Origin of the sequence: Pantoea sp. R102 (assembly GCF_004916815.1) — a bacterium.
GTDB lineage: Bacteria > Pseudomonadota > Gammaproteobacteria > Enterobacterales > Enterobacteriaceae > Pantoea > Pantoea dispersa.
The window spans coordinates 1-26,185 of sequence record NZ_SDFT01000038.1 but is presented as its reverse complement, the minus strand read 5'-3'; the positions used below and the strand labels follow the sequence as shown (position 1 = coordinate 26,185).

The following is a 26,185-nucleotide window of genomic DNA, read 5'->3' as shown; positions in this document are numbered from 1 at the left end:
ACGCCGTTTTCTGTCTAATTACCGACTTTTCTGCATCAAATAATACTTAAGCCAAATGATCCAGGTTAATGTCCATACTGATTAAATTCACTGACGTCTATTTTTAGTCGCAAACCCGATTGCGGTAAAGTGCCATTTTAAATGAGAGTTATATCTGGCGGAAAAAAACAAATAAATCGGATCAAAACCCATCTGATTATTACGCCTTTTTTTAACACTAATGGGTTAAGTGGATTAGATGCGACGCGCCTGCCAGAATACTTTGCGCCAGTAAACATTATCCAGCGAGGAGCGGATCACGCCCTGGCTGGTGGAGGCGTGAATGAAGGTATTGTCGGTGTCATAGATGCCTACGTGCAGGCCATTTTCGCCGCTGCCGGTTTTAAAAAATACCAGATCGCCGGGCAGCAGATCGCTTTTATCGATGCGCGTGCCGATATCAGTCTGATCAATCGTTGAGCGCGGCAGCTGCAGGTCAAAGCGGTCACGAAAGGTCAGGTAGACAAAGCCAGAGCAATCCACGCCACCACGGCTTAATCCGCCATAGCGATAAGGTGTACCGCGCCAGCGGCTGAGCTGATCGTTAAGTTGCGCAATCACGGTGATGGAGTCAGACAGACGGCCATTGGGCGGCGGCGCATGATGGCTACAGCCCGCCAGCAGCAACACGAGGAGAAACAGGGTCAGCCGCATCAGAATAGTCCTTAAAAACGTCGTCCGGCTGACACTGTAGCGACAAAGCGGCGCGGCGCGCAAGTCAGGGAAGATAAAGCAGCGGCCCCTGTGGCGTCTCCAGCTGCACGAATTCGGCCTGATAAAGCGGTGCCAGCCGCTCGGCAGTCAGCACCTCGCGCGCCCTGCCCTGACTGACTACGCGGCCCTGATGCATCAGCCAGACGCGATCGGCATGGCGCAGACTGTGGTTGAGATCGTGTCCGCTGGCGATAATGGCGATGCCGGCCTCGCTGAGCTGCAACAGCAGCTTATCCACCGCGCGCTGCTGTGCGATGTCGAGCGCGGTGAGCGGCTCATCCAGAATCAGTAACGCACCGCGCGGATTAATTGCCGGATGGATCTGCAGCACCACCGCCGCCAGGCGCACCCGCTGCCACTCACCGCCGGAGAGCTGTGCCAGCGGACGCGTCAGCTTATCCTGCAAGCCAAGCTGCTGCTGCAGGTCAGTGAGCGTCGCCTGCGCGTTGTCGCCACCCGGCGGGCTGTGCAGCCGCAGATAGTGCCACACCGGCAGCGCCGCAGGTGCCGGCTGCTGCTGCGGGAGCCAGGCGCGCTGCTGCGCCAGTGCGGCCCCCGACCAGCTTCGCAGCGGCTGGCCGGCCAGCGTCAGCTGCCCTTCGGCGTCGAGCAGGCCAGCGAGCGCGGTCAGCAGCGTGCTCTTGCCGGCGCCGTTAGGGCCGACCACGTGCACGCGCTCACCGCGGCAGAGCGTCAGTTCCCCCGCGCTCAGCCGTCCGGGCACGCGCAGGCCGTGGCACTGCAGCAGCATTACGCCGCCAGCGCCTGCTCAATACGCTTCAGAATGATCGGATCGTCCGGCGTCATGTCCGGCGAGAAGCGCGCGATCACCTCACCCTGTTTGTTGATGAGGAACTTTTCGAAATTCCACAGGATATCGCCCGGCGCTTTCGGCGCGCGGCCTTTGCTCTCCATGCGCTCAAGGAAACCGCTGCCTGCCGGGCGTTCGGCTTCCGGCTGCGCGGCGACCAGCTGACGGTACAGCGGATGACGCTGCTCGCCGTTGACGTCCGTTTTATCGAACAGCGGGAAGGTTACGCCGTATGTGGTGCTGCAGAAGGTTTTGATCTCTTCGTTGCTGCCCGGTTCCTGCTCAAGAAACTGATTACAGGGGAAGCCCAGCACGCTGAAATCTTTGTCCTGCCAGGCCTTCTGCAGCGACTCCAGCTGTTCATACTGCGGCGTCAGGCCGCATTTTGATGCTACGTTAACCACCAGCAGCACCTTGCCCTGATACTGTGCCAGCGTGGTTTTTTCACCGTCCAGCGTAACCAGTTCTGTCTGATAAAGGCTCATCGTCGATTCCCGTTGTTGATTGCACTGTGCCAGCCGCAGCTAGCGCGAAGACTTCACTAATAACATGATAAACAGCGGCGCGCCGAGCGTGGCAGTGACCACCCCAATCGGCAGCTCGGCCGAGGTGAGCACCAGCCGTGCCAGAATGTCCGCCGCCAGCAGTACCGCCGCGCCCGCCAGCGCCGCGGCCGGCAGCAGGTAGCGATGATCGCTCAGGCCGCTGAGGCGCAGCAGATGGGGGATAACCAGTCCGACAAATCCAATCGCACCGGCCATCGCCACGCTGACGCCCACCAGCCAGCCCATCGCCAGCACCAGCAGATTGCGCCACAGCAGCAGTGGCAGGCCGAGCTGCCGCGCCGACACCTCCCCCAGCGCCAGCAGATTAAGCGTCCGGGCGCTGGCCAGCAGCGCCAGCGTCACCGGCAGCAGCGCCAGCATCATCCAGCCGTAGCGCCAGTCGATACCGCTAAAGCCGCCCATCATCCAGTACATCAGCTGGCGCAGATCGAGGCTGGTGCTAAAGTACACCGCCCACGTTATGATGGCGCTACAGATAATGCCGAGCGCCACGCCGGTCAGCAGCAGACGGCTGGCCGACAGCTGACGATGGGCAAAATGCAGCAGGATTAGCGTGATCAGCAGCGCGCCCGCCATCGCTGCCAGCGCCAGGCTCCACAGTGCGCCGTTACCCAGCAGCACTGCCAGCACCAGGCCAATGCCGGCACCGTTCGATACGCCCAGCAGCCCGGGCTCCGCCAGCGGATTGTTGAACAGCGCCTGCATCACCACGCCGCAGACTGCCAGCGCCGCGCCCACCAGCAGCACCGCCAGGGTGCGCGGCAGGCGCAATTGCCAGACGAACAGATCGCCGCTGGCAGAAAACCATTGCAGCGGAGATATCCAGCTGTCGCCCGTGCAAAGACTGAGCACCAGCAGCAGCAGCACTGCGGCAGTAAGCGCGCCGAGCCAGCGCCGGCTGCGACGGTCGGCCTGTTGGGCCAGCTGATCCAGCAGAGTCATAAGTAAGATTGGCTGAGAAAACAGAGATTTGATTGTAGAGAGATTACGCTAAAAAGAAAGCCGCGCCTGCAGCGTGGTGCCGGGATTGCGCGCATAAAAAAGGCCGCTGAGCGGCCTTTTTGTCATACTGAAATCAGTCAGCATCCTTGGGTGACGCGTTCTCCACGCGACTTTTCAACTTCTGCCCCGGACGGAATGTCACCACGCGGCGGGCGGTGATTGGAATATCTTCCCCCGTCTTCGGGTTACGGCCCGGACGCTGGTTTTTGTCACGCAGATCAAAATTACCAAATCCGGACAGTTTTACCTGTTCTCCGTTTTCCAACGCGCGGCGAACTTCTTCGAAAAAAAGCTCTACCAACTCTTTGGCATCGCGTTTGCTCAACCCGAGTTTTTCAAACAGGTACTCTGACATTTCAGCTTTTGTAAGCGCCATAGGTTCAATCCCTCAAGGTTGCCTGGAATCGCTCTTTTAATGCTGCAACGCATTTGGCAACGGTCGCAGCAATCTCCTCTTCTTCGAGTGTCCGGCTGGTATCCTGCAAAATCAGGCTAATCGCGAGGCTCTTTTCACCCTCGTTTACGCCCTTACCACGGTACACGTCAAACAAGTTTACGCCAACTACCTGATTTACGCCAACTTTCTTACACTCCGCGATGATATCTGCTGCGGGCACATTTTCAGCCACTACCACAGCGATGTCACGGCGGTTTGCCGGGAAGCGTGAGATCTCGCGCGCGTCAGGCAGGACGCGGTCTGCGACCTTATTCCAAAGCAGTTCAAACACTAAGGTGCGGCCGTTAAGATCCAGCTTACGTTCCAGCTCCGGATGAACCACCCCGATAAATCCGATTCGTTCGCCGGCTAAATAAATGCCTGCACTCTGTCCCGGATGCAGCGCCGGATTGGCTTCTGCACGGAACGAAATCGCGTCGAGTTTACCGGTCAAATCCAGCAGTGACTCTAAATCGCCTTTCAAATCATAGAAGTCAACCGTCTGGCGCGCCAGATCCCAGTGCTCTTCGTAGCGGTTACCGCTCAGCACGCCCGCCAGCATAAGATCCTGACGGATGCCGAGATCGGCCTGCGTATCAGGCACAAAGCGTAAACCGCTCTCAAACAGGCGCACGCGGCTCTGCTGACGGTTCTGGTTATACACCACGGCGCCGAGCAGACCGGTCCACAGCGACAGGCGCATCGCCGACATATCGCTGGAAATCGGGCTGGGCAGAATCAGCGCTTCTTCGCCCGGATGCAGCAGCTGCTGCACTTTCGGATCGACAAAGCTGTAGGTAATCGCTTCCTGATAGCCTTTATCCACCAGCAGGTTTTTGGCACGCTTCAGCGACAGATCGGCTTCACGGTGCTGGGTCATCAGCAGGCTGGCTTTCACCGGCACATCCGGAATGTTGTTGTAGCCGTATACGCGCGCCACTTCTTCGACCAGGTCTTCTTCGATGGCCATATCGAAGCGCCAGCTCGGGGCGACGGCCTGCCATTCGCCGTTGCCGACGGTAACGTCACAGCCGAGACGGGTCAGGATATCGGTCACCTGCTCATCCGCAATGACGTGGCCAATCAGGCGGTCCAGCTTCTCACGGCGCAGCGTAATGGTGGCGCGCGCCGGCAGTTTGCTGGCATCGGTCTGATCGATAACCGGGCCGGCTTCGCCGCCGCAAATCGCCAGCAGCAGCTGAGTGGCGCGCTCCAGCGCCTTATGCTGCAGCGCCGGATCGACACCGCGCTCGTAGCGGTGAGAAGCATCAGTATGCAGACCATGACGACGCGCACGACCGGTGATCGCCAGCGGATCGAAGAAGGCGCACTCAAACAGTACGTTCTGCGTCGCTTCGTTAACGCCGGAGTGCTCACCGCCGAAGATGCCCCCCATCGCCAGCGCTTTGTGGTGATCAGCAATCACCAGCGTATCGCTATGGAGGGTCGCTTCGCTGCCGTCGAGCAGCGTCAGGGTTTCCCCCTCTTTCGCCATGCGCACCACGATACCGCCGTCAATGCGGTCGAGATCGAAGGCGTGCATCGGCTGGCCGAGCTCCAGCAGCACGTAGTTAGTGATATCCACTACCGGATCGATCGAGCGGATACCGCAGCGGCGCAGTTTTTCGCGCATCCACAGCGGCGTTTCTGCTTTCACGTTTACGCCTTTTACCACGCGGCCCAGGTAGCGCGGGCAGGCATCGGTGGCGTCAACGCGAATCGGGAAGGTGTCGCTAATGGTGGCTTTAACCGGCTCGATGACCGGCGCCTGCAGCGGCAGGCCATTGATCACCGCCACGTCACGCGCGATACCGATGATACCCAGGCAGTCGGCACGGTTTGGCGTCACGCTGATTTCGATGGTGTTGTCATCCAGCTGCAGGTACTGGCGAATATCAGTGCCCACCGGCGCATCGGCTGGCAGCTCGATAATACCGTTGTGATCGTCAGAAATACCCAGCTCGGAGAATGAGCACAGCATGCCTTCTGACGGCTCACCGCGCAGTTTTGCCGCTTTGATTTTGAAATCGCCCGGCAGCACGGCACCAACGGTCGCCACCGCCACTTTCAGGCCCTGACGGCAGTTTGGCGCGCCGCAGACGATATCCAGCAGGCGATCGCCACCCACGTTGATTTTGGTGACGCGCAGTTTGTCGGCGTTCGGGTGCTGGCCGCACTCCACCACTTCACCCACTACGACGCCATGAAACGCGCCTGCCACCGGGTCGACGCCGTCGACTTCCAGACCGGCCATGGTGATTTGCTCAGACAGCGCGGCGCTGTCCAGGGCTGGATTTACCCATTCGCGTAACCAGAGTTCACTGAATTTCATTGGATAACCTGCCCTTATTTAAATTGTTTGAGGAAACGTAAATCGTTTTCGAAGAAGGCGCGCAGATCGGTCACACCGTAGCGCAGCATGGTCAGACGCTCCATGCCCATACCGAAGGCGAAGCCGGAGTAGATTTCCGGATCGATGCCCACGTTGCGCAGTACGTTCGGATGCACCATGCCGCATCCCAGCACTTCCAGCCATTTGCCGTTTTTACCCATCACGTCCACTTCCGCTGACGGTTCGGTGAACGGGAAATAAGACGGGCGGAAACGAATCTGCAGGTTCTCTTCGAAGAAGTTGTTCAGGAAGTCATGCAGCGTGCCTTTCAGATTGGTGAAGCTGATGTCTTTATCGACAATCAGACCTTCCATCTGATGGAACATCGGGGTGTGCGTCTGATCGTAATCGTTACGGTAAACGCGGCCCGGCGCGATGATACGAATCGGCGGCTGCTGATTTTTCATGGTGCGGATCTGCACGCCGGAGGTCTGGGTGCGCAGCAGGCGCGTGGCATCGAACCAGAAGGTGTCGTGATCGGCGCGCGCCGGGTGATGGCCCGGAATATTCAGCGCATCAAAGTTGTGATAATCGTCTTCAATTTCCGGACCGGTCGCCACCGCGAAACCCAACTCGCCGAAAAAGGTTTCGATACGATCGATGGTGCGGGTCACCGGATGCAGACCGCCGTTCTCGATACGGCGTCCCGGCAGCGACACGTCGATAGTCTCTGCCGCCAGGCGGGCATTCAGCGCCGCGCTTTCCAGCGTATCTTTACGCGCGTTGAGACGGTCCTGTACCTGCTGTTTGGCGTCGTTGATGACCGCACCGGCCGCCGGACGCTCTTCTGCCGGCAGTTCACGCAGGGTGGTCATTTGCAGCGTCAGGTGCCCTTTTTTACCCAGAAATTCGACGCGCACGGCGTCCAGGGCGGCGATATCCGACGCCTCGTCGATGGCGGCCGTGGCACGGGCCACCAGGTCTGCGAGTTGGGACATGATTTCCTCTTCTTCCAGCCGGGCTGGTCAGTTCTCGTTGGGATCGTGCGATCCGATTAAGTGTCGCCGGAAACAAAAAAGCCTCCACGAGGGAGGCTTTCAGCGCGATTTTTCGTTTCTTTTCTTATGCGCAAAAGCCCCTGACGATCAGGCGCTAAAGTAAAAAAAGAAACGGAAAATAGCAGCGTGCATGCTTGCGTTACCTTGTCTTGATAGAAACCGCACTATTGAAATGCCCTGCGGCTAAAATGTCAATCATTTGCGTGGGTTGCAGGCAATAAAAAAGGGAGCAAGCTCCCTTTTTTACCTGACTTACGCCAGAGCTGATTTTGCTTTTTCAACCAGTGCAGTGAATGCCACTTTGTCGAATACAGCGATGTCAGCGAGGATTTTACGGTCGATTTCAATGGACGCTTTTTTCAGGCCATTGATGAAACGGCTGTAAGAGATACCGTTCTGACGCGCCGCAGCGTTGATACGTGCGATCCACAGCTGACGGAACTGACGCTTACGCTGACGACGGTCGCGGTAAGCATACTGACCAGCTTTGATAACAGCCTGGAAGGCAACGCGGTAAACACGTGAACGTGCACCATAGTAGCCTTTAGCTTGTTTTAAGATTTTCTTGTGACGTGCGCGAGCAATTACACCACGTTTTACGCGAGCCATGTGAGCTCTCCTATATCATATTCTGTGATTTCCCCACCATCTCTCGTGCCGCAGTGGCGTTGGCTGCCTTCATTCATCCCAGTCACTTACTGATGTAAGCTCCAGGATTCATTCCGTTGCCGCCTGACTGCAACCCGAAATCTATCGGGGAATTAAAAAAGGGTTAACTTATGCGTACGGCAGGCAGGCAACAACCAGACCCAGATCGCCTTTAGACACCATGCCTTTTGGACGCAGGTGACGTTTACGCTTAGTAGACTTTTTAGTCAGAATATGACGCAGGTTTGCGTGCTTACGCTTGAAGCCGCCAGAAGCGGTCTTCTTGAAGCGCTTTGCGGCGCCACGTACAGTTTTAATCTTTGGCATTTTTACAAATATCCACTTCGCATTGTTAATAAAATGAACCAGACAGGCGAATAAAAATCCGCGCAGCGCGAACGCTACGCGGCATTATTACTTGAAAGCCTACTGTTTCTTCTTAGGTGCGAGCACCATAATCATCTGGCGGCCTTCGATCTTCGTCGGGAAGGATTCGACCACTGCCAGTTCATTCAGATCTTCTTTCACGCGGTTAAGCACTTCCATACCGATCTGTTGGTGCGCCATCTCACGACCACGGAAACGCAGCGTGATTTTGGCTTTATCGCCCTCTTCCAGAAAACGAATCAGGCTGCGGAGTTTTACCTGATAGTCGCCTTCATCGGTACCAGGACGGAATTTGATTTCCTTGACCTGGATAACTTTTTGCTTCTTCTTCTGTTCCTTAGAAGATTTGCTCTTTTCATAAAGGAACTTGCCGTAATCCATAATGCGGCAAACCGGCGGTTCGGCGTTCGGGCTAATTTCAACTAAATCTACGCCAGCTTCTTCTGCTTTCTCAATCGCTTCGCGCAGTGAGACAATGCCAAGTTGCTCGCCGTCTACGCCAGTTAAGCGCACTTCGGTGGCACGGATTTCGCCGTTGATACGGTTCGGACGCGTCGGTTGTACTCGTTTTCCGCCTTTAATAACCTTATTCCTCTAATTGGTGAAGATGTCGGCTGCGAATCTCTTGTTGCAGCTTCTCAACAAACACATCTACGTCCATGCTCCCGAGGTCTTTACCACGGCGGGTGCGCACGGCAACCTTGCCTGCTTCCACCTCTTTCTCACCGCAGACCAGCATGTAAGGGACGCGACGTAATGTGTGCTCGCGGATTTTAAAGCCTATCTTCTCGTTTCTCAAGTCTGCTTTGACACGAATGCCAGCATTCTGCAATTTCTTCGTCAATTCACTGACATATTCTGCCTGGCCGTCGGTGATATTCATCACCACTGCCTGTACCGGCGCCAGCCAGCTCGGGAAGAAACCGGCGAACTCTTCGGTCAGAATCCCGATGAAGCGCTCCATCGAACCCAGAATCGCACGGTGAATCATCACTGGCGTCTGACGATCGTTGGTTTCGCCCACGTAGGTGGCGTCCAGACGTTTCGGCAGGGAGAAGTCTAGCTGAACGGTGCCGCACTGCCAGGCGCGGTCGAGACAATCGTGCAGCGTAAACTCAATTTTCGGGCCGTAGAAGGCGCCTTCACCCGGCTGATACTCGAACGGAATGTTGTTCTCTTTCAGCGCTTCGGCGAGGTCCACTTCGGCACGATCCCACATCTCATCGCTGCCAATGCGCTTCTCAGGGCGCGTCGACAGTTTTACCACGATTTTTTCAAAACCGAAGGTGCTGTACATGTCATAGACCATGCGGATGCAGCTGTTCACTTCATCACGCACCTGATCTTCAGTACAGAAGATATGGGCGTCATCCTGGGTAAAGCCGCGCACGCGCATCAGACCGTGCAGCGCACCTGACGGCTCATTACGGTGACAGCTACCGAACTCCGCCATACGCAGCGGCAGGTCGCGGTACGATTTCAGACCCTGGTTAAAGATCTGCACGTGACCCGGACAGTTCATCGGTTTGATGCAGTATTCACGGTTCTCTGAAGAGGTGGTGAACATCGCTTCTTTGTAGTTGTCCCAGTGCCCGGTTTTTTCCCACAGCACGCGGTCCATCATGAACGGACCTTTCACTTCCTGGTAGTCGTACTCTTTCAGCTTGGTACGCACAAACACTTCCAGCTCGCGGAAGATGGTCCAGCCGTCATTGTGCCAGAATACCATACCCGGTGCTTCTTCCTGCATATGGTAGAGATCGAGCTGCTTACCGATTTTACGGTGATCGCGCTTCGCGGCCTCTTCCAGACGCTGCAGATACGCCGCCAGCTGTTTCTTATCTGCCCAGGCCGTACCGTAAATACGCTGCAGCATTTTGTTGTCGCTGTTGCCGCGCCAGTAGGCTCCGGAGATTTTCTGCAGTTTAAAATGATGGCAGAAACGCATATTCGGCACGTGCGGACCGCGGCACATGTCGATGTATTCTTCATGGTGATACAGGCCAGGACGATCGTCATGGCTGATGTTTTCGTCGAGAATAGTGGTTTTGTAGCTTTCGCCCCGCGCGGCAAACACGTCACGCGCTTCCTGCCAGCTCACCTTCTTCTTCACGACGTCGTAATTGGTCTCAGCCAGCTGGTGCATGCGCTTTTCCAGCAGCTCAAGATCTTCCTGGGTCAGCGTATGGTCGAGATCGACATCATAATAGAAGCCGTTATCGATAACCGGACCGATGGCCATTTTGGTATTCGGCCACAGCTGTTTGATCGCATGCCCTAACAGGTGCGCACAGGAGTGACGAATAATTTCCAGACCGGCTTCATCTTTCGCGGTGATGATTGCGACCTGCGCATCGCTGGTGATCGGATCAACCGCATCGACCAGTTCGCCATTGACGCGACCGGCAATGCAGGCTTTCGCCAGACCCGGACCGATATCCAGCGCAATGTCCATCACGCTGACCGGACGGTCAAATACGCGCTGGCTGCCATCAGGAAGAGTAATTACTGGCATTTCATATCCTTAATTGCAGTGGTAAGCCACACGAAAGCCTACATGCAACACTGAGTTTTGTTTGGTTAACCTGGCGCGATGTCAGACCCACACTGTCGGAATGACGCCAGGCGCGTAAAGCGGCAACGATGATAACAGCTTTCCGCAGTGAGCAAAACCCGCGAAGAAATGCGCTAAGCCAAAGAGAGATCAAAAAAAACCGCCGCGCGGCACAGGCCGGGCGACGGTGTAACAATGCGCTCTGGTTTACATCGCGTAAGAGAGCTGGACCGTGGTTTTGGTATCGGTACGGTCTGGCGCAGATTCTGGCGGATTGTTATTCCAGGTAACGTTGTAGCCCAGTTTCAGCGCGAAGTGGTCATTGATCGCTACCTGCAGTGCGGTTTCGGAGTTCAGCGTGGTGTCTTCACCAAAGCTGCTCAGCACCGACACACCCTGGATGAATTTGGTGGTGTCAGTCAGCTGCCACTGATAGCTCAGCGCGCCGTAGCCCAGTGCTTTGGTTTCGTGGCCGCCATCGTGGAAGTCATCGTAACGGACACCCGGACCGAATTCAGCACGCAGCGAGTGCACCGGACCGTTGAGGATCTGACGACCGTAACCGGCGGTCAGGACATCACGTGAATCATAACCGTTCAGGCGGTCGCTCAGCCAGCTCGCCTGACCGAACAGGTAGTCAGCGCTGTTGAGGTTGTAACGGCTACGGCCACCAATGTTATAGGTTTCCGACGAGCGCTCATCGTTGGATGAGGTATTCGCGGCGTTACCCCACAGGCTGTACGCCGTTGAGGTCTGATACCAGGTCATGCTGGTAGACGCGGTCAGCGATGAGCTGGTGGTGTTACCGGTCTGCGCCAGGTAACCGGCTGACGCGGTGCCTTCAAACGGTTTTTTTGCCGTAGAAGGGTCATCCATTGAGGTGAAGACAGCGTTATCTGCTAAGGCCTGGTGACAAAATGCTCCGGCGGAGAGCAACAAAACAGCGGACAGCTTATTGAAGGCTTTCATTAAAAGGTAACCCGTACGACAGTTGAAAAAGAGATGAGTCTGGAGAATTTTCCCGGGCAATCAATGCAATTTACGGTAAGTTTTGTAAAAAAGTATGAAAGCACCAGAATCGCCAGGTTTTGCGCTGGCACCGCTTGTGGATTGGGAATCTTCCCATTTCCGGCGCGCATTATAGGCGGCAAATAACCAAATAACAGCTTAAATGCTACAAGAATTTTCTGCCGACCCTGACAGGACTTTACGCTGTGCGCCGCCGGGCGATTGTGCAGAATTCGCTCTATCGCAGGCGCTGGTCTACGCTGAAATCTGTTCGATAACAATGAGGTGAAAAGATGAGCGATCATGATCTCAAGCGTTACGTTGTCACCTTCCGTTATCAGGAAAGGGGTCTTGGCGATCTGCAGGCGCTGAATAGCGCGATGGTTAACGGTGGTTACAGCACCACGTTACACGATGCGGACGGCCATCCGCACGAGCTGGGCACCAACAGCTTTGGCATTGTCAGTGCGCTGGAGGAGCAGGCGCTGGCGGAACACGCCGCCGGGCTGGCGGCAGTGGCACTCGATCAGCAGCCGGACGCTGATGTCACCACGCTGGAAGCGTTTCTTAAAGCGCAAGCCTGACGCAATCCGCAATTTGCGCATTGCCGCTGGAGTTGTGCAAGTTTTGCGCGTTACAATCGACCTTACGCAGCGAATAAAGAGGATTACCCGATGTGGTCAGCCATTAGTCGTCTGTTAAGCGAGTACGCCGGCGATGCCGAAATCACCGAACGTCATGAGTTGCCCGGTGGCGATATTCATCCGGCGTGGCGCCTGCGCTACGGTGAGCTGGAAGTGTTCGTCAAATGCAACACGCGCGACATGCTGACGCTGTTCAGCTGGGAAGCCGACCAGCTTGATCTGCTGGCGCGTACCCACACGGTGCGCGTGCCGAAGGTCTACGGCGTCGGTAACGATCGTGACACCAGCTTTCTGCTGCTGGAATACATTCCCCCGCAGCCACTCAACGCCCAAAGCGCATTCCAGCTCGGCCAGCAGCTGGCCCATCTGCACCAGTGGAGCGAGCAACCGCAGTTTGGTCTCGACTTCGACAACAACATTACCACCACGCCGCAACCCAACAGCTGGTTACGCAAATGGTCGGTTTTTTTCGCCGAACAGCGCATCGGCTGGCAGCTGCAGCTGGCGGCGGAGAAAGGCGTGCACTACGGTGACATGGAGTTGATCGTGGATTGCGTGCAGCGCAGCCTCGCTAATCACCATCCGCAACCGTCGTTACTGCATGGTGATTTGTGGCCAGCCAACTGCGCCGGCAGCGCAAGCGGCCCGTGGCTGTTCGATCCCGCCTGCTACTGGGGCGATCGCGAATGCGACCTGGCGATGCTCAGTTACTACGCCGATCTGCCGCGCCAGATTTACGAAGGGTATCATGCAGTGTGGCCGCTGCCGGAAGGCTTCTCACAGCGTCAGCCGGTGTATCAGCTCTACTATCTGCTCAACCGCGCCAACGTCTTTGGCGGCAACTGGGCCGGCGAAGCGCAGTTCGCTATCGGCCAGTTGCTGGAGGAGGATGCGCTGGGCCAGCGCCAGGTCAGACCGGCCTGACGCCTTACAGCATGCCGAGCAGTTTCAACACGAAGTAACCGGCCACGGCGATGATCACCGGCAGAATATACAGCGGAAAAATCTGCAGCAAAATGGTGTGGCGCGGCACATGGATTTTTTCTTCCAGCTGCGCCCGCGTGCGCCCTTCGCTGCCCTTCGCCTGTTCCAGGATCATCTGGTCTTCAATGCCTTCTTTGATATGGCGCGCCTGACGCCACATGCGTGCGCCCGAGGCCTGCAAAGCGATGCCCACGAATATCAGGATATAGATCAGCCAGAAGCCAATATTGGCCCCGCCGTTGAATTCCGGCACCGGCGAATTGTTCCAGAACACATTGAGAAACGGCGTGTTGAACTTAATCATATCCACCATCACATGCACGAAGTCGAGCATCACGGCGTCAATGCCGGGCTGCTTTTCGCTGTGTTTAAACATGAAGCCTAAGATGGAGATAAGGGTGGATAACAGCGCCGGAATAAAAATCACCCAGCCAGCCACTCGCTTGAGGATGGCGATGCGGCCAGCCTGTTGATACGTCATGGTGTCTTCCCTTCACAAACAGTAGTTTTGCCCTAAGTCTACCTGCACTACAGCAAATTTTCCTGAAAAATGCGTAACCTGCCGTAAGTCGGTTTTCGCCGCCGCCCATGTTAAGGTAGGGCAAACTGTCAATGGAGCTGTTGTATGACCTATCGTCGCCCTGTGCTGGCCGCTATTTTTGATATGGATGGCTTACTGATTGATTCTGAACCGCTATGGGATCGCGCCGAGCTGGAGGTGTTTGCCAGCCTGAATGTGGATATTAGCCGCCGCCACGAGCTGCCGGATACACTCGGCCTGCGCATCGATCAAACCGTACGCATGTGGTACGAGGCGCTGCCGTGGAACGGACCGGATCAGGCCGAAGTCACTCAGCGTATTATTGCCCGTGCGCTGGCGCTGGTCGAAGAAACGCGGCCGTTGTTGCCCGGCGTAGAGCAGGCGCTGCAGCTGTGTCAGCAACAGGGCCTGGCGATTGCGCTGGCCTCGGCGTCTCCGCTGGCGATGCTGGAACGCGTGCTGGAGATGTTCAACCTGCGTCACTACTTTAGCGCCCTCGCCTCGGCTGAAGCGCTGCCTTACAGCAAACCGCATCCGCAGGTGTATCTGGATGCTGCGGCAAAGCTCAGGGTTGATCCGCTCAACTGCGTGGCGCTGGAAGACTCGTTCAACGGCATGATCGCCAGTAAAGCCGCGCGCATGCGTTCCATTGTGGTGCCTGCCGCCGAACATCGCCACGATGCGCGCTGGGCACTGGCCAATGTGCAACTGGAAAACCTGACGCAGCTGCAGGCGGAACATCTGTTTAACTGATCGCTGTGCATCGCGCGTTATGCCCGGCGGATGGTTCGCCCGGTTGCCAGGCGCAAAAGTAAGCCAGACCGTTAATTTCCCGCGCTTTTTTCAGGCGCGGGTCAGCAAAAAATTCACTCTTCGTTACAGCGTCACCGTTCTCATTTACTGGATAAATCCCTATACTGGATGCATCGACAGTTTTTGCAGCCAGGTTCCATCATGACGGCCGAAGGCCATATCATTTTTGCCATCGCCAGTGCGATATTTGCCAAACGCGCCGAACTGACGCCGGTGATGGCCAGTGCCGACTGGTGGCATCTGGTGCCGGCTGCGCTGCTGACTTGCCTGCTGCCGGATATCGATCACCCTAAATCGGTGCTGGGCCAGCGGCTAAAATGGCTGTCGCAGCCGATAGCCCGCGCTTTTGGCCATCGCGGCTTTACCCATAGCCTGCTGGCGGTGGCGGTCAGCCTGTGGCTGTTTCAGATTAACGTGCCGGCTGACTGGTTCCTGCCAGCGGATGTCCTGCAGGGCATGACGCTCGGCTATCTGAGCCACATTGTCGCCGATATGCTGACGCCCGCCGGCGTGCCGCTGCTGTGGCCGTGCCGCTGGCGCTTTCGCCTGCCTATCCTCAACAGCCAGCAAGGTAATCAACTGGAGCGCGCGCTGTGCCTCGCTCTGGTGGGCTATGCGCTGTGGTTTCCGCCCGGTATGCCGTCGTTTGGCGCTAACGGCTGGCCGGAGCAGCTGTTCAACAATCTGCAGAACGGCATTGGCCGGCTGGTGAACGGCAGTACGCGCTGATGTGTTTTTCCTTCTGCCAGCGATTGCTGAAATAATCGCCTTAAATTCCATTTAGTTATAACCCAGACGATTTAGATATATTGTTCCCGCAGGGCCAACTGGTACCATGCCGCGACAGTTACAGAGGATCCCTCTGCTATTTTCGGTTACGCGGCGCGATCGCGTGGCGACCTTCAGGAGTTAACAATGAATATTCCTCTGATCATCAATATCGTGGCATTTGTCGCGCTGCTGATTGCGTTAAACCGCGTCGGCAACCAGAACTGGAGCCTGTCGAAGCGCGTGCTGACCGGCCTGGTGCTGGGGGTGATCTTTGGCCTGGCACTGCAGGCCATTTATGGCGAAAACAGCCCGGTGGTGAAAGAGTCGATTGGCTGGTTTAACATCGTCGGCAACGGTTATGTTCAACTGCTGCAGATGATTGTCATGCCACTGGTGTTTGCCTCAATCCTCAGTGCCGTGGCGCGGCTGCATAACGCCTCGTCGCTGGGCAAAATCAGCGTGCTGACCATCGGCGTGCTGCTGTTTACCACCGCCATTTCCGCGCTGGTGGGCGTGCTGGTGACCGGTCTGTTCCACCTCAGCGCCGAGGGACTGGTACAGGGCGCGCAGGAAACCGCGCGTCTGAGCGCCATCCAGAGCAACTACGTTGGTAAAGTCGCGGATCTGAGTACGCCGCAGCTGCTGCTCTCCTTTATCCCGAAAAACCCGTTTGCCGATCTGGCCGGTGCCAATCCAACGTCGATCATCAGCGTAGTGATTTTCGCTGCTTTCCTCGGCGTGGCGGCGCTGCAGCTGCTGAAAGATGACAAAGCCAAAGGCGAGCGCGTGCTGGTGGCGATTGACACCCTGCAATCCTGGGTGATGAAGCTGGTCCGTCTGATCATGAAGCTGACGCCGTACGGCGTGCTGGCGCTGATGACCAAAGTGGTTGCCGGTTCCAACCTGCAGGACATCATCAAGCTGGGCGGCTTTGTGGTGGCCTCGTATCTCGGCCTTGCGATCATGTTTGGCGTTCACGCGCTGCTGCTGTCGATCAACGGTATCAACCCGCTGCGCTTCTTCCGTAAAGTCTGGCCGGTGATTACCTTTGCCTTCACCAGCCGTTCCAGCGCCGCCAGTATTCCGCTGAACGTGGAGACGCAGACGCGTCGTCTGGGCGTACCGGAATCCATCGCCAGCTTCTCGGCCTCATTTGGCGCGACCATCGGCCAGAACGGCTGTGCCGGCCTCTATCCCACCATGCTGGCGGTCATGGTAGCGCCGACCGTGGGTATCAACCCGTTTGACCCGGTATGGATCGCCACGCTGGTCGGTATTGTCACGCTGAGCTCAGCCGGTGTGGCGGGCGTCGGTGGCGGCGCGACCTTCGCCGCGCTGATCGTCCTGCCGGCGATGGGACTGCCGGTCACGCTGGTGGCATTGCTGATCTCCATCGAACCGCTGATTGATATGGGCCGTACCGCGCTCAACGTTAACGGCTCGATGACCGCCGGTTCACTGACCAGCCGCTGGCTAGGTATGACCGACAAAAAAGTGCTGGAGAGCGACGAACACGCGGAACTGGCGCACCGCTAATTAACCCGTTTTCCCGTAACGGCAGGCCGCAAAGCCTGCCGTTTTTTTTGCCGTTTTCTGCACTTTTTTCCGCAATCGTGGCGCTAACGTCAGGAAAGCGTTAAGCATGGTAAACGGAGGCAAAATCGACGGTTTTTTGCTTGAGTTTGCGCGCTGAAAGGCGAATGCTGCGGGGAGTTACCGCAGGAGAACCCCCATGAGAAACGTTATCGCCTCAATGCTGGCGTTAACCCTGATAGCGCCAACCGTAAGTTTTGCTCATCCGTATGGCTGGGGTCCGGGACCCGGCCCGCACTGGGGTGGTCCGGGACCCCGCTGGGGACATCCCGGACCGCTGCGTTTTCTGCCGGAGGCCGCGACCGCCGTGCTGATTGGCGGACTGACCTACTACCTGCTGAACGGTAGCTACTACCAGCGGCAGGGCGACACCTACGTGGTGGTCCAGCCGCCGGATGGCCCACCGGCCAGCGCCATGCGTGTTCTGGATTACAACGGCAAACGCTACTACGTGCAGGATGGTCACTACTATCAGCGCGAGATCAGCGGCAGCTACATTGAGGTGCCGCGGCCGTATGGGCTGTAAGCGCACAAAGAAAAACGGCCCGTCTGAGACGGGCCGTTTGTTATTCTGCTGCCGTTACTGCGCGGCTTGCGGATCGGTATCGTAATCCTTACAGCTCTGGAAGCCGTAGTTCATGACGCGACCGGTGTCGTTATAGCTCACAAAGTAAGTCTGCTGTTTGCCATCACGCTCACCAATCACGTAGGTCTGGCAGGTACCCCGTGCGTGAACCATGGTAATCTCGGTTGACGCCGGTCCGGCAATCTGGCGCACCTGTTCACGCGTCATGCCTTTTTTCACATCCTTCACCACAGGCTTAGTCACGTAGCTTTCCGCACGATCGTAAGTTGTACAACCAGACAGGGCTGCCAGCGTCATAGCGGCAGCGATACATCCCAGCACTTTATTCATCTTGTTGTTCCTCATACTTTGTCCATGTCCCACTAAGCCTGGAACATAATTCCAGATTTATCAAATCAATGGCGGTGCTTTCGGTCAGTTCTGAAGCGTCAGGATTACGTAAAGATGCTGTGTTGCCGTCACCGGCTCCGTATAATCGCGGCGCAAGATACATCTTAAAGCTAAAAATAACACAGAGGATCAATGACACCTGCACACCCTAACCGGCTGGTTTATGCTATCACGCTCGGCCTGCTCGCCGCGCTCGGGCCGCTTTGTATCGATCTCTATCTGCCCGCCCTGCCTGAACTGGCGCGCGATCTCGGTACCGAAACCGCTACTGCCCAGCTAAGTCTGACCGCCGGTCTGCTGGGGCTGGGCGCCGGACAGCTGCTGTTTGGTCCGATGAGCGATAAGTTTGGCCGTATTCGTCCGCTGCTGCTGTCGCTGGCGCTGCTGTTCATCGCCTCGATTGGCTGTGCGCTGGCGAAGGATATTCACGCTCTGCTGGTGGCGCGCCTGTTTGAAGGGCTGGCCGGTGCAGGCGGCGCGGTGCTGTCGCGTGCCATTGCCCGCGATATGTATAGCGGCCATGAGCTGACGCGCTTTTTTGCCCTGCTGATGCTGGTGAATGGCCTGGCGCCGATTGGTGCGCCTGTGCTGGGCGGTGCGCTGATGACAGTGCTGAACTGGCGCGGCATCTTTGTGGTGCTGGGCGCGATTGCCGTGCTGCTGATTCTGCTGGCGCGCTGGAAGCTGCGCGAAACCCTGCCGGCCGAACGCCGTAGCCAGGGATCGATCTTCTCCGCCTGGGCAGCGCTCGGCCAGGTCATCACCCACCGGCCGTTTATGGGCTTCTGCCTGACGCAGGGCTTCATGATGTCCGGCATGTTTGCTTATATCGGCGCCTCGCCGTTTGTACTGCAGCAGATTTACGGCCTATCACCGCAGGCATTCAGCTTGTGCTTTGCGGCGAACGGTATTGGCCTGGTGATTGCTTCCCAGACCAGCGCCCGGCTCTGTCCGCTGTGGGGCGAATATCGCGTGCTGAAGGGCGGCCTGACGCTGGCGTTTGTCGCCTCCAGCTGCCTGCTACTGGCCGGCGTGAGCGGCGCGCCGCTGCCGCTGGTGCTGGTGGCGCTGTTCTTCACCATCGCCAGTAACGGTGTGATCGCCACCACCGCGTCATCGCTGGCGATGCAGAGCCAGGGCCACCGCGCCGGCAGCGCCTCGGCGGTGATCGGCGTTGCGATGTTCTCGCTCGGCGCGCTCAGCGTACCGATCACCGGCCTCGGCGGCACCTCGGTAATCAGCATGACGGCCACCATCTTTGGCTGCTTTATGCTGGCCATCGTGATGTTCATGCTGCTGGCGCAGAAACCAAAAAGCGCCTGAATTGCCAACAGAAACACCGGACAACAAGCCGTTCGGCTTGTTGTTTTTCTGCGGAGGCGTTAGCTTTAGCACATGATTCGCATTGTGCCGTTAGGCTACCGACTTGAGGAGAGGTTCATGTCACTGCAGCAGGAAATCATTCAGGCCCTGGGTGTTAAACCGGTTATCGACCCGCAGCAGGAGATCCGCGTCAGCGTCGATTTTCTGAAGTCCTATCTGAAAGCCCATCCGTTTATTAAGACCCTGGTGCTCGGCATCAGCGGCGGTCAGGACTCAACGCTGACCGGCAAGCTGGCGCAGACTGCTATCACTGAACTGCGTGAAGAGACCGGCGATCACGACTACAGTTTTATCGCCGTGCGCCTGCCGTATGGCGTGCAGGCTGACGAGCAGGATTGTCAGGATGCGCTGGCATTTATCCAGCCGGATCGCACGCTGGTGGTCAACATCAAAGAAGCGGTACTGGCCAGCGAGCGCGCGCTGCAGGAGGCGGGCATTGCCCTGTCGGATTTTGTGCGCGGCAACGAGAAAGCGCGCGAACGCATGAAAGCCCAGTACAGCATTGCCGGCATGACCAAAGGCGTCGTGGTCGGCACCGATCACGCCGCAGAAGCAGTGACCGGCTTCTTTACCAAGTACGGCGACGGCGGCAGCGACATCAACCCGATTTTCCGCCTCAACAAGGGCCAGGGCAAACAGCTGCTGAAAGCGCTCGGCTGCCCGGAACACCTCTATCTCAAGCACCCCACCGCCGATCTGGAGGACGATCGTCCCGGTCTGCAGGATGAAGTCGCGCTGGGCGTGACCTATCAGCAGATTGATGATTTCCTCGAAGGCAAAACCATCGACGCCGACGCGGCGAAAATCATTGAAGGCTGGTATACCAAAACCGAGCATAAACGTCGTCCGCCGATCACCGTGTTCGACGACTTCTGGAAGAAGTAATCCCTGCGGCTTCCCGCTCCCCCGGCGGGAAGCCTGCCTCTTCACACCCCCGCTGGCGGGAAAACGCGCACGCTGATATACTGTATGCACAACCAGTAAGCGGAGCGTTCTTTGGTCAGACGAGCAAACCGCCATCGCCTCGAATTTGATGCGGCGGCTATCTATCAATATCCCGAACATCTGCGTCAGTGGCTGGAAGGCTTGCCTAATCAGCCGGGCGTTTACACTTTCCACGGTGATAACGACAACCTGCCGCTGTACATCGGCAAGAGCATCAACCTGCGCAGCCGGGTGATGGCCCATTTTCGCACGGCGGATGAAGCCAGCATGCTGCGCCAGGCGCGGCGCGTCAGCTGGATCCCCACCGCCGGGGACGTGGGCGCACAGCTGCTCGAAGCGCAGATGATCAAAACGCAGCAGCCGCTGTTCAATAAGCGCCTGCGCAAAAACCGCCAGCTGTGCTCGCTGCAGCTGGGCGACGGCGCACCGCAGGTGGTGTACGCGCGCGATCTCGATTTCTCCTCCTCACCTGACCTGTACGGGCTATTCCGCAGCCGCTTTGCCGCCTTAGAGAAGCTGAAAAGCCTCGCCGACGAGCTGCGCCTGTGCCACGGCCTGCTGGGATTAGAGCGCCTGCAGCCGGGGCGCGGCTGTTTCCGCGCGGCGCTTAAACGCTGTGCCGGTGCCTGCTGCGGGGCGGAACCGCTGGCGGCGCATCAGGAGCGCCTGCTGGCAGGGCTGGAGCAGCTGCGCGTGGTGTGCTGGCCGTGGCAGGGCCCGGTGGGTATGGTGGAGCGCGGGACGGAGATGACGCAGATTCACGTCATCGATCACTGGTTCTGGCTGGGATCGGTCAGCAGTGAGCAGGAAGCGCGTCAGCTGCAGCGGGCGCGTCACGGCTTCGACCATGACGGCTACAAAATTCTCTGCCGGCCGCTGCTGTCCGGCGTTTATCCGCTGATTGAGCTGTAACGCAAAACCGCCGACGCTGCCCAAAGCACAGTGTGCCATGGACAACGTCGGCGGTCTCAAACCGGTGAGCTAAACGGCTTATTCGCCATCAGCCGGCGGTGGCGGCATTTTACCGTCGTGCGGGCCTTTTTCTGTCAGACGTTTCTCAAAGTTGGCGTTGTACTGCTTCTTCTGATCTGGCGTCAGCACGTTATAAATCTTGTTCTGGGTTTCCAGCATCTTCAGCGCATGCTCTTTCGCATTGGCGCTCATTTTGTCTGCCTGCGCTTCTGCTTTGGCACGGTCAAAGGTGTCGGATGCGATGATGCTGTGGTTAGCACGACGCTCTTCCAGCGATGGACGCTTCATGTCTTTATGGCTGTCACGCAGGATGTCGCGAATCTGGGTTTTCTGCGCGTCGGTCAGGTTGAGGTCTTTGAACATCATGTCCATGCCGTGGTGGCGCATCGGCTTGTGCATCGGTTTTTCACTGCCCGCTGGCGGCGGCGTCAGGTTGTCAGCCGCAGCATGGACGATATTGGCGGCACCGAAAGCCATTGCGGTAGCCAGAAACAGGGAGGTCAGTTTACGCATAATATTGTCCTTACTTTTCAGTTTAATGACGACAGCCTGTGTCGCGTCTTCGGAAACAAGCATACGACGCTGAACGTCAACTACTCAGAGGCTGAGTAAAGCCCTGCAAGCATAAAAGACAGTTATCGGGCAATCATGGAGAGATTGCGAAGAAATGCGTGAGGAATTGCAAAAGAGTATGACGATCAAGGGGAAAGCGCAGGAATTAAGGAGGAGTGTAATGGCTTTGTCGGTTTTGCGGAAGGGAAAATGTCGTTAGTTTGCGCACGTTCTCTGCTCACCCGTGACCTCTCCCGTCACAGGGAGAGGAGGGATTGCCGGGTAAAGCTTTCGATTACAACTCCAGCGCCTGGGTCTGCTCACTCTCCTCCACCAGCATCAGCCCGGCGCGCAGGCCCGGTGCCACGTTGGGATTGGGGAACAGCACATATTCACGCGCCTGCTGCACGTAATAGCGCCGCTCACCCTCTTCCGCCAGCAGCGTGCCCTGCGGGAAAGCCGTGAAGTTGAGAGTTTCCGGGCCCATGTGCAGAACAAACTGCTCGCCGTGCCGGGTGATTTGCTGTGCCACGCGATAATGGCGCGGCGTCTCGCGCACCGGCGGCAGCGCCTCACCGTACAGCAGCGCCGCCAGCGCACGCTGCACACCGCTGAACTGCGTGAGATCGTTCTCGCCAAACGGCAGCGCCTTTCCCAGCTCCAGCGTACAACTGGCTGCCGCGTAGTGTTCACAGCTGAAGTGGGTGAAGGTGCCGCCCGGCGCACGGTGGAACACCAGCGCTTCCAGTTCGGCCGCTGCCAGCCAGTGTAAAAAATCCGCAGGCCACGGCTGGCTGTTGAGCGGCATCACGCCAAAGCGCGTATGCCACGAACCGCGAATCGCGGTGTGCAAATCGAGATGCCAGCGAATTTCGTGATCGAGGCACTCGCACCAGAAGTTCTCCAGCGCCTGCTCCAGCTGGAGCGCGCGCTGCGCCTCCGGTACGTCGGCCACCTGTTGCCAACGTCCACCAAACAGCCGGTTAATATCATAATGCTGGTAGCGTTTGCCGCTGCGCAGCGCTGCCGGGTTGCCGAGTATCACCAGCAGGCGCACGGCCAGCGGTTTTTCCCCCTGCAGCAGCGGCGTCAGCAACAGATTGAGGATCTCCACCGGGGCGGTCTCGTTGCCGTGAATCCCGGCGGAGAGAACCAGCGCCTGCTGCGTGGGCGTATGCGGTGTCAGGGATAGTATGCCCTCATCATGCCACTGCCAGTGCAGGTGGGCGTTACTGCCCTGCCGCTGCGCGGGCGGCCTGCCTGACAGGGTTTGCTGTAAAAAGTCCTGCATGTTCACTCCTTTCTGACACAGGGGGCAACACATTTGCCCCCGGCGTTAACGCTGAAACGCGTAGACACTGCCTAAGTCTAGCAGCTGTGTCAGCTCGTCCAGCGCGCTTCGCCCTTCGCTCAGCAGCTGCGGATCGGCCAGATCGGCCTGCGTCAGGCGGTCGCGATAGTGACGATCCACCCAGTCATTCAGACGCGTAAACAGGCGATCGTTCATCAGCACGGCCGGATTGACGGCCTGACGCTCCGCCTCGGTTAACACCACGCGCAGACGCAGACAAGCCGGTCCGCCACCGTTGCACATGCTCTCACGCAGATCGAACACCTGCAGCTCACGAATCGGGCCGCCGCTCTCCACCAGCTCGCTCAGGTAGCGCCACACGCCGGCATGCTGACGCGACTCTTCCGGCAGCACCAGCCGCATACCGCCGTCCGGATGCTGCAGCAGCTGGCTGTTAAACAAGTAGGTGTTCACCGCATCGGCCACTGACACGCGGTCGCGCGGTACCACAATCGGCTGGAAGCCCGGCACCTGAGCCGCCAGCTGTTGCAGCAGCTGGGGCTGGTCGACAAACGCCTCTTCATGGCAGAAAAACACCTGCTGATTGCTGACGGCGATTACGTCGTTGTGGAACACCCCCTGATCGATCACCGCCGGATTTTGCTGAGCAAACAGCGTGCGCGCGTCATCCAGCTGATGCAATCTCGCCACCGCCGCGCTGGCTTCACGCGTCTGGCGCGCCGGATAGCGCGCCGGTGCGCTGCCCTGCTGCTGGCCGTCGCGGCCGTAGACAAACAGCTGCACGCCGGGCGCGCCATAGTCAGCGCCGAAGCGGTTATGGTTGGCTGCGCCTTCGTCACCAAACAGCGCCACCTGCGGCAGCGCGTCGTGTACGCTGAAGTGGCGGCCATCGCGGAAGATGGCGCGCAGCAGGTCGGCGGTTTCCGGCGCTTCGATCGCCCGGTGGAACTTATTGTTGAGGTTGGCAACGGTAAAATGCACTTTGCCGTCGGCGCTGTCGGCCGATGGCGAAACCGTGGCCGCATTGGCCACCCACATCGCCGACGCCGAACTGGCCGCTGACAGCAGCTGCGGTGCCTGCCGGGCTGCTTTGGCCAGCACCTGCGCATCGCTGCCGCTGAATCCCAGCTGGCGCAGCAGCGGCAGATTAGGCCGCTCGTGCGGAGGGATAACGCCCTGCACATAGCCCATGTCGGCCAGCGCCTTCATTTTCAGCAGCCCCTGTTTGGCCGCCAGCCGCGGATTGGAGGGCTGCAGCTGATTGCGCGTGGAGGCTTCGTTGCCAAACGACAGGCCAGCGTAGTGGTGCGTCAGGCCGACCAGACCATCAAAGTTTGCTTCAAACGCCTTCATGATGTCGCTCCTGAAGCAGTAAAATCGAGCCCTGGCGACAGGCTGCCCGGTAGCGCTAAGCTGCTGCTCTCCAGCGAGGCCATCGGCCAGGCGCAGTAATCCGCCGCGTACCAGGCGCTGGCACGGTGATTACCGGAGGCGCCTACGCCGCCAAACGGTGCCGAACTGGCGGCGCCGGTCAGCGGTTTATTCCAGTTCACGATGCCGGCGCGCGCTTCCAGCAGCAGCTGATCAAACTGGTCACGCTGCGGTGACACCAGTCCGCACGACAATCCGTAGCGCGTATCGTTGGCGAGGCCAATTGCCTGCGCGTAATGGTCGTAGCGGATGACCTGCAGCAGCGGTCCGAACACCTCTTCGTCAGGCAGTCCGGCGACGCCGGTCATGTCGATGATGCCGGGCGTAATAATCGCGCTGTCGCGATCCGGCCAGCGCATCGCCAGCAACTCCTTTCCACCCAGCGCAATCCGCTGCTGCCAGGCAGCGAAGATCTGCCCGGCGGCGGCGGGCGAAATCACGCTGCCCATAAACGGCTGCGGTTCGGCGTCCCACGCTGCCGGTTTGAGGCGCGCACTCACCTCGACCAGGCGCTGCAGAAAGGCATCGCCTGCCGCACCGCGTTTCACCAGCAAACGACGCGCGCAGGTGCAGCGCTGGCCGGCGGTAATGAACGCCGACTGAATGGCGATATGCACCGCGCCATCAATGTCGACCGGATCTTCCACAATCAGCGCATTGTTGCCGCCCATCTCCAGCGCCAGCATTTTCTCCGGCTGTCCGGCGAACTGGCGATGCAGGTGATAGCCGGTGGCCGCGCTACCGGTAAACAGCAGGCCGTCAATCTGCTCCGCCTGCGCCAGCGCCTGGCCGGTATCACGTCCGCCCTGTAACAGCGCCAGCGTACCCGCCGGCAGGCCCGCTTCCTGCCACAGCTGCACGGTTTTCTCTGCGGTGGCGGGGGTCAGTTCGCTCGGTTTAAACAACACGCAGTTGCCCGCCAGCAGCGCCGGCACGATATGTCCGTTCGGCAGATGGCCGGGGAAGTTATACGGCCCAAACACCGCCAGCACGCCATGCGGCCGGTGGCGCAGTGAACTCTCACCCTCGGCCTGTTCGCCGGTGCGGGTGTGATAAGCCTTAATCGAAATGGCCACTTTATTGATCATCGCCTGCACTTCGGTCAGCGTTTCCCAGCGCGGTTTGCCGGTCTCACGTGCGATGATCGCCGCCAGCTCGGTTTTATCCCGCTCCAGCAGACGGGCAAAGTCCTCTACCCGCGCCTGGCGGGCAGCAAACGGCAGACGTGCCCATGCCGGGAACGCTGCGCGAGCCGCTTCACAGGCCGCCGCCACCTGCGCGGCAGAAGCAGCGTTGCCCTGCCATAAGATCTCGCCGCTCACCGGATTGTGTTTACTCAGCGTCTCCGCGCTGCCCGGCTGCCATTCACCGTTGATAAAATGCGTCATGCGTTATTCTCCTCGCGACCCAGGGTAACCACCCGCAGCAAATCGCCATAGTCGCAGCGCAGCGCGGTGCGCTGCTGCTGATTAATCAGAACCTGACCGGATGCGACATCGACCGGCAGCAGCGCCACGCGGAACTGCTGATAGTCGCAGTTCGCCACCAGACACAGCGGCCAGTGCGCCTCAGCTTCGCCTTCGCTGGCGGTCAGCACTTTGCTCTTGCGGATGGCGCGGATGCGGTCGATCTCACACTCCAGCGTCGGGCCGCCGTCAAAGATGTCGATATAGTTGAGATAGCGGAACCCCTCGGCTTCCAGCACCGCGCGCG

General features: G+C 58.4%; 29 protein-coding genes and 1 other annotated feature. Of the genes, 9 read left to right on the top strand and 20 right to left on the bottom strand.

Annotated elements, in window-relative coordinates:
- Window positions 1-234 precede the first annotated feature (234 nt).
- The 13 genes from ERD80_RS04810 to ERD80_RS04750 all read right to left on the bottom strand — a co-directional run bounded on the left by ERD80_RS04810 (window position 235) and on the right by ERD80_RS04750 (window position 11,516).
- Entirely contained in the window at window positions 235-693 is a 459-nt protein-coding gene (locus ERD80_RS04810) for an NlpC/P60 family protein (RefSeq protein ID WP_021506241.1), read from the bottom strand.
- A 64-nt stretch (window positions 694-757) separates the two neighbouring features.
- Complete coding sequence (btuD, locus tag ERD80_RS04805) at window positions 758-1,504, bottom strand: vitamin B12 ABC transporter ATP-binding protein BtuD (RefSeq protein WP_136545930.1); 747 nt, start codon at window positions 1,502-1,504, stop codon at window positions 758-760.
- Window positions 1,504-2,049 (bottom strand): glutathione peroxidase, encoded by a 546-nt coding sequence (locus ERD80_RS04800; protein WP_021506243.1) that lies wholly within the window; start codon window positions 2,047-2,049, stop codon window positions 1,504-1,506. The genes btuD and ERD80_RS04800 overlap by 1 nt, the downstream gene beginning before the upstream one ends.
- Before the next feature lie 39 nt (window positions 2,050-2,088).
- Window positions 2,089-3,072: a vitamin B12 ABC transporter permease BtuC gene (gene btuC, locus ERD80_RS04795; protein WP_136545928.1), complete on the bottom strand. Its 984-nt coding sequence runs from the start codon at window positions 3,070-3,072 to the stop codon at window positions 2,089-2,091.
- A 133-nt stretch (window positions 3,073-3,205) separates the two neighbouring features.
- Window positions 3,206-3,508: an integration host factor subunit alpha gene (ihfA, locus tag ERD80_RS04790; RefSeq protein ID WP_021506246.1), complete on the bottom strand. Its 303-nt coding sequence runs from the start codon at window positions 3,506-3,508 to the stop codon at window positions 3,206-3,208.
- Window positions 3,509-3,512: 4 nt separating this feature from the next.
- Window positions 3,513-5,900 (bottom strand): phenylalanine--tRNA ligase subunit beta, encoded by a 2,388-nt coding sequence (gene pheT, locus ERD80_RS04785; protein ID WP_021506247.1) that lies wholly within the window; start codon window positions 5,898-5,900, stop codon window positions 3,513-3,515.
- Window positions 5,901-5,914: 14 nt separating this feature from the next.
- Entirely contained in the window at window positions 5,915-6,898 is a 984-nt protein-coding gene (gene pheS / locus ERD80_RS04780) for a phenylalanine--tRNA ligase subunit alpha (protein WP_021506248.1), read from the bottom strand.
- 71 nt (window positions 6,899-6,969) lie between these two features.
- Window positions 6,970-7,095, bottom strand: a sequence feature (Phe leader region).
- Window positions 7,046-7,090 carry a pheST operon leader peptide PheM gene (gene pheM / locus ERD80_RS04775; protein ID WP_121626058.1) on the bottom strand — a complete coding sequence of 15 codons (45 nt, stop codon included), beginning with the start codon at window positions 7,088-7,090 and terminating at the stop codon, window positions 7,046-7,048. It overlaps the preceding feature by 45 nt.
- Window positions 7,096-7,210: 115 nt before the next feature.
- The gene (gene rplT / locus ERD80_RS04770; RefSeq protein WP_010616241.1) at window positions 7,211-7,567 is read right to left on the bottom strand and encodes a 50S ribosomal protein L20; all 357 of its coding nucleotides are present in this window, start codon (window positions 7,565-7,567) and stop codon (window positions 7,211-7,213) included.
- A 168-nt stretch (window positions 7,568-7,735) separates the two neighbouring features.
- Window positions 7,736-7,933, bottom strand: a complete 198-nt coding sequence (rpmI, locus tag ERD80_RS04765) for a 50S ribosomal protein L35 (protein ID WP_006118955.1) — start codon at window positions 7,931-7,933, stop codon at window positions 7,736-7,738.
- A gap of 99 nt (window positions 7,934-8,032) precedes the next feature.
- Window positions 8,033-8,575 carry a translation initiation factor IF-3 gene (infC, locus tag ERD80_RS04760; protein ID WP_058757673.1) on the bottom strand — a complete coding sequence of 181 codons (543 nt, stop codon included), beginning with the start codon at window positions 8,573-8,575 and terminating at the stop codon, window positions 8,033-8,035.
- Window positions 8,576-8,579: 4 nt separating this feature from the next.
- On the bottom strand, window positions 8,580-10,508 hold the full coding sequence (gene thrS / locus ERD80_RS04755) for a threonine--tRNA ligase (RefSeq protein ID WP_021506250.1): 1,929 nt from the start codon (window positions 10,506-10,508) through the stop codon (window positions 8,580-8,582).
- Between the two features lie 246 nt (window positions 10,509-10,754).
- A complete protein-coding gene (locus ERD80_RS04750; protein WP_136545926.1) occupies window positions 10,755-11,516 on the bottom strand; it encodes a DUF481 domain-containing protein in 762 nt (253 codons plus the stop codon).
- A gap of 332 nt (window positions 11,517-11,848) precedes the next feature.
- Between ERD80_RS04750 and ghoS the strand changes: the two genes are divergently transcribed.
- Together ghoS and ERD80_RS04740 are read left to right on the top strand one after the other, a co-directional pair.
- Window positions 11,849-12,139: a type V toxin-antitoxin system endoribonuclease antitoxin GhoS gene (gene ghoS / locus ERD80_RS04745; protein ID WP_058757672.1), complete on the top strand. Its 291-nt coding sequence runs from the start codon at window positions 11,849-11,851 to the stop codon at window positions 12,137-12,139.
- A gap of 90 nt (window positions 12,140-12,229) precedes the next feature.
- On the top strand, window positions 12,230-13,123 hold the full coding sequence (locus ERD80_RS04740; RefSeq protein ID WP_058769688.1) for a fructosamine kinase family protein: 894 nt from the start codon (window positions 12,230-12,232) through the stop codon (window positions 13,121-13,123).
- 4 nt (window positions 13,124-13,127) lie between these two features.
- Here ERD80_RS04740 and ERD80_RS04735 read toward each other — a convergent pair whose 3' ends face one another.
- Window positions 13,128-13,664: a YniB family protein gene (locus ERD80_RS04735; RefSeq protein ID WP_021506254.1), complete on the bottom strand. Its 537-nt coding sequence runs from the start codon at window positions 13,662-13,664 to the stop codon at window positions 13,128-13,130.
- A gap of 144 nt (window positions 13,665-13,808) precedes the next feature.
- Here ERD80_RS04735 and hxpB point away from each other — a divergent pair, with 144 nt between their 5' ends.
- The 4 genes from hxpB to ERD80_RS04715 all read left to right on the top strand — a co-directional run bounded on the left by hxpB (window position 13,809) and on the right by ERD80_RS04715 (window position 17,427).
- Complete coding sequence (gene hxpB, locus ERD80_RS04730; protein WP_136545924.1) at window positions 13,809-14,477, top strand: hexitol phosphatase HxpB; 669 nt, start codon at window positions 13,809-13,811, stop codon at window positions 14,475-14,477.
- A gap of 201 nt (window positions 14,478-14,678) precedes the next feature.
- Window positions 14,679-15,266, top strand: a complete 588-nt coding sequence (locus ERD80_RS04725; protein ID WP_021506256.1) for a metal-dependent hydrolase — start codon at window positions 14,679-14,681, stop codon at window positions 15,264-15,266.
- Between the two features lie 186 nt (window positions 15,267-15,452).
- Window positions 15,453-16,844 (top strand): L-cystine transporter, encoded by a 1,392-nt coding sequence (locus ERD80_RS04720; RefSeq protein ID WP_136545922.1) that lies wholly within the window; start codon window positions 15,453-15,455, stop codon window positions 16,842-16,844.
- 196 nt (window positions 16,845-17,040) lie between these two features.
- Window positions 17,041-17,427: a DUF6515 family protein gene (locus ERD80_RS04715; RefSeq protein ID WP_031279187.1), complete on the top strand. Its 387-nt coding sequence runs from the start codon at window positions 17,041-17,043 to the stop codon at window positions 17,425-17,427.
- A gap of 54 nt (window positions 17,428-17,481) precedes the next feature.
- Here ERD80_RS04715 and osmE read toward each other — a convergent pair whose 3' ends face one another.
- On the bottom strand, window positions 17,482-17,817 hold the full coding sequence (gene osmE, locus ERD80_RS04710) for an osmotically-inducible lipoprotein OsmE (protein ID WP_021506259.1): 336 nt from the start codon (window positions 17,815-17,817) through the stop codon (window positions 17,482-17,484).
- A 192-nt stretch (window positions 17,818-18,009) separates the two neighbouring features.
- Between osmE and ERD80_RS04705 the strand changes: the two genes are divergently transcribed.
- The 3 genes from ERD80_RS04705 to cho all read left to right on the top strand — a co-directional run bounded on the left by ERD80_RS04705 (window position 18,010) and on the right by cho (window position 21,117).
- On the top strand, window positions 18,010-19,200 hold the full coding sequence (locus tag ERD80_RS04705) for a multidrug effflux MFS transporter (RefSeq protein ID WP_136545920.1): 1,191 nt from the start codon (window positions 18,010-18,012) through the stop codon (window positions 19,198-19,200).
- Window positions 19,201-19,317: 117 nt separating this feature from the next.
- Window positions 19,318-20,145 carry an ammonia-dependent NAD(+) synthetase gene (gene nadE, locus ERD80_RS04700; protein ID WP_021506261.1) on the top strand — a complete coding sequence of 276 codons (828 nt, stop codon included), beginning with the start codon at window positions 19,318-19,320 and terminating at the stop codon, window positions 20,143-20,145.
- 111 nt (window positions 20,146-20,256) lie between these two features.
- Window positions 20,257-21,117 (top strand): excinuclease Cho, encoded by an 861-nt coding sequence (cho, locus tag ERD80_RS04695; protein WP_088515872.1) that lies wholly within the window; start codon window positions 20,257-20,259, stop codon window positions 21,115-21,117.
- 78 nt (window positions 21,118-21,195) lie between these two features.
- Here the strand turns inward: cho and spy are convergent, their stop codons facing one another.
- The 5 genes from spy to ERD80_RS04670 all read right to left on the bottom strand — a co-directional run.
- Window positions 21,196-21,690, bottom strand: coding sequence for an ATP-independent periplasmic protein-refolding chaperone Spy (spy, locus tag ERD80_RS04690; protein ID WP_021506263.1), 495 nt, complete (start codon window positions 21,688-21,690; stop codon window positions 21,196-21,198).
- Between the two features lie 334 nt (window positions 21,691-22,024).
- On the bottom strand, window positions 22,025-23,020 hold the full coding sequence (gene astE, locus ERD80_RS04685) for a succinylglutamate desuccinylase (RefSeq protein WP_058757667.1): 996 nt from the start codon (window positions 23,018-23,020) through the stop codon (window positions 22,025-22,027).
- A gap of 45 nt (window positions 23,021-23,065) precedes the next feature.
- A complete protein-coding gene (gene astB, locus ERD80_RS04680; protein ID WP_136545918.1) occupies window positions 23,066-24,394 on the bottom strand; it encodes an N-succinylarginine dihydrolase in 1,329 nt (442 codons plus the stop codon).
- Window positions 24,391-25,860, bottom strand: a complete 1,470-nt coding sequence (astD, locus tag ERD80_RS04675) for a succinylglutamate-semialdehyde dehydrogenase (RefSeq protein ID WP_136545917.1) — start codon at window positions 25,858-25,860, stop codon at window positions 24,391-24,393. The genes astB and astD overlap by 4 nt, the downstream gene beginning before the upstream one ends.
- Window positions 25,857-26,185, bottom strand: a 329-nt coding sequence (locus ERD80_RS04670) for an arginine N-succinyltransferase (protein WP_211145562.1), incomplete at its 5' end; no start/stop codon positions are given. The genes ERD80_RS04670 and astD, both read right to left, overlap by 4 nt.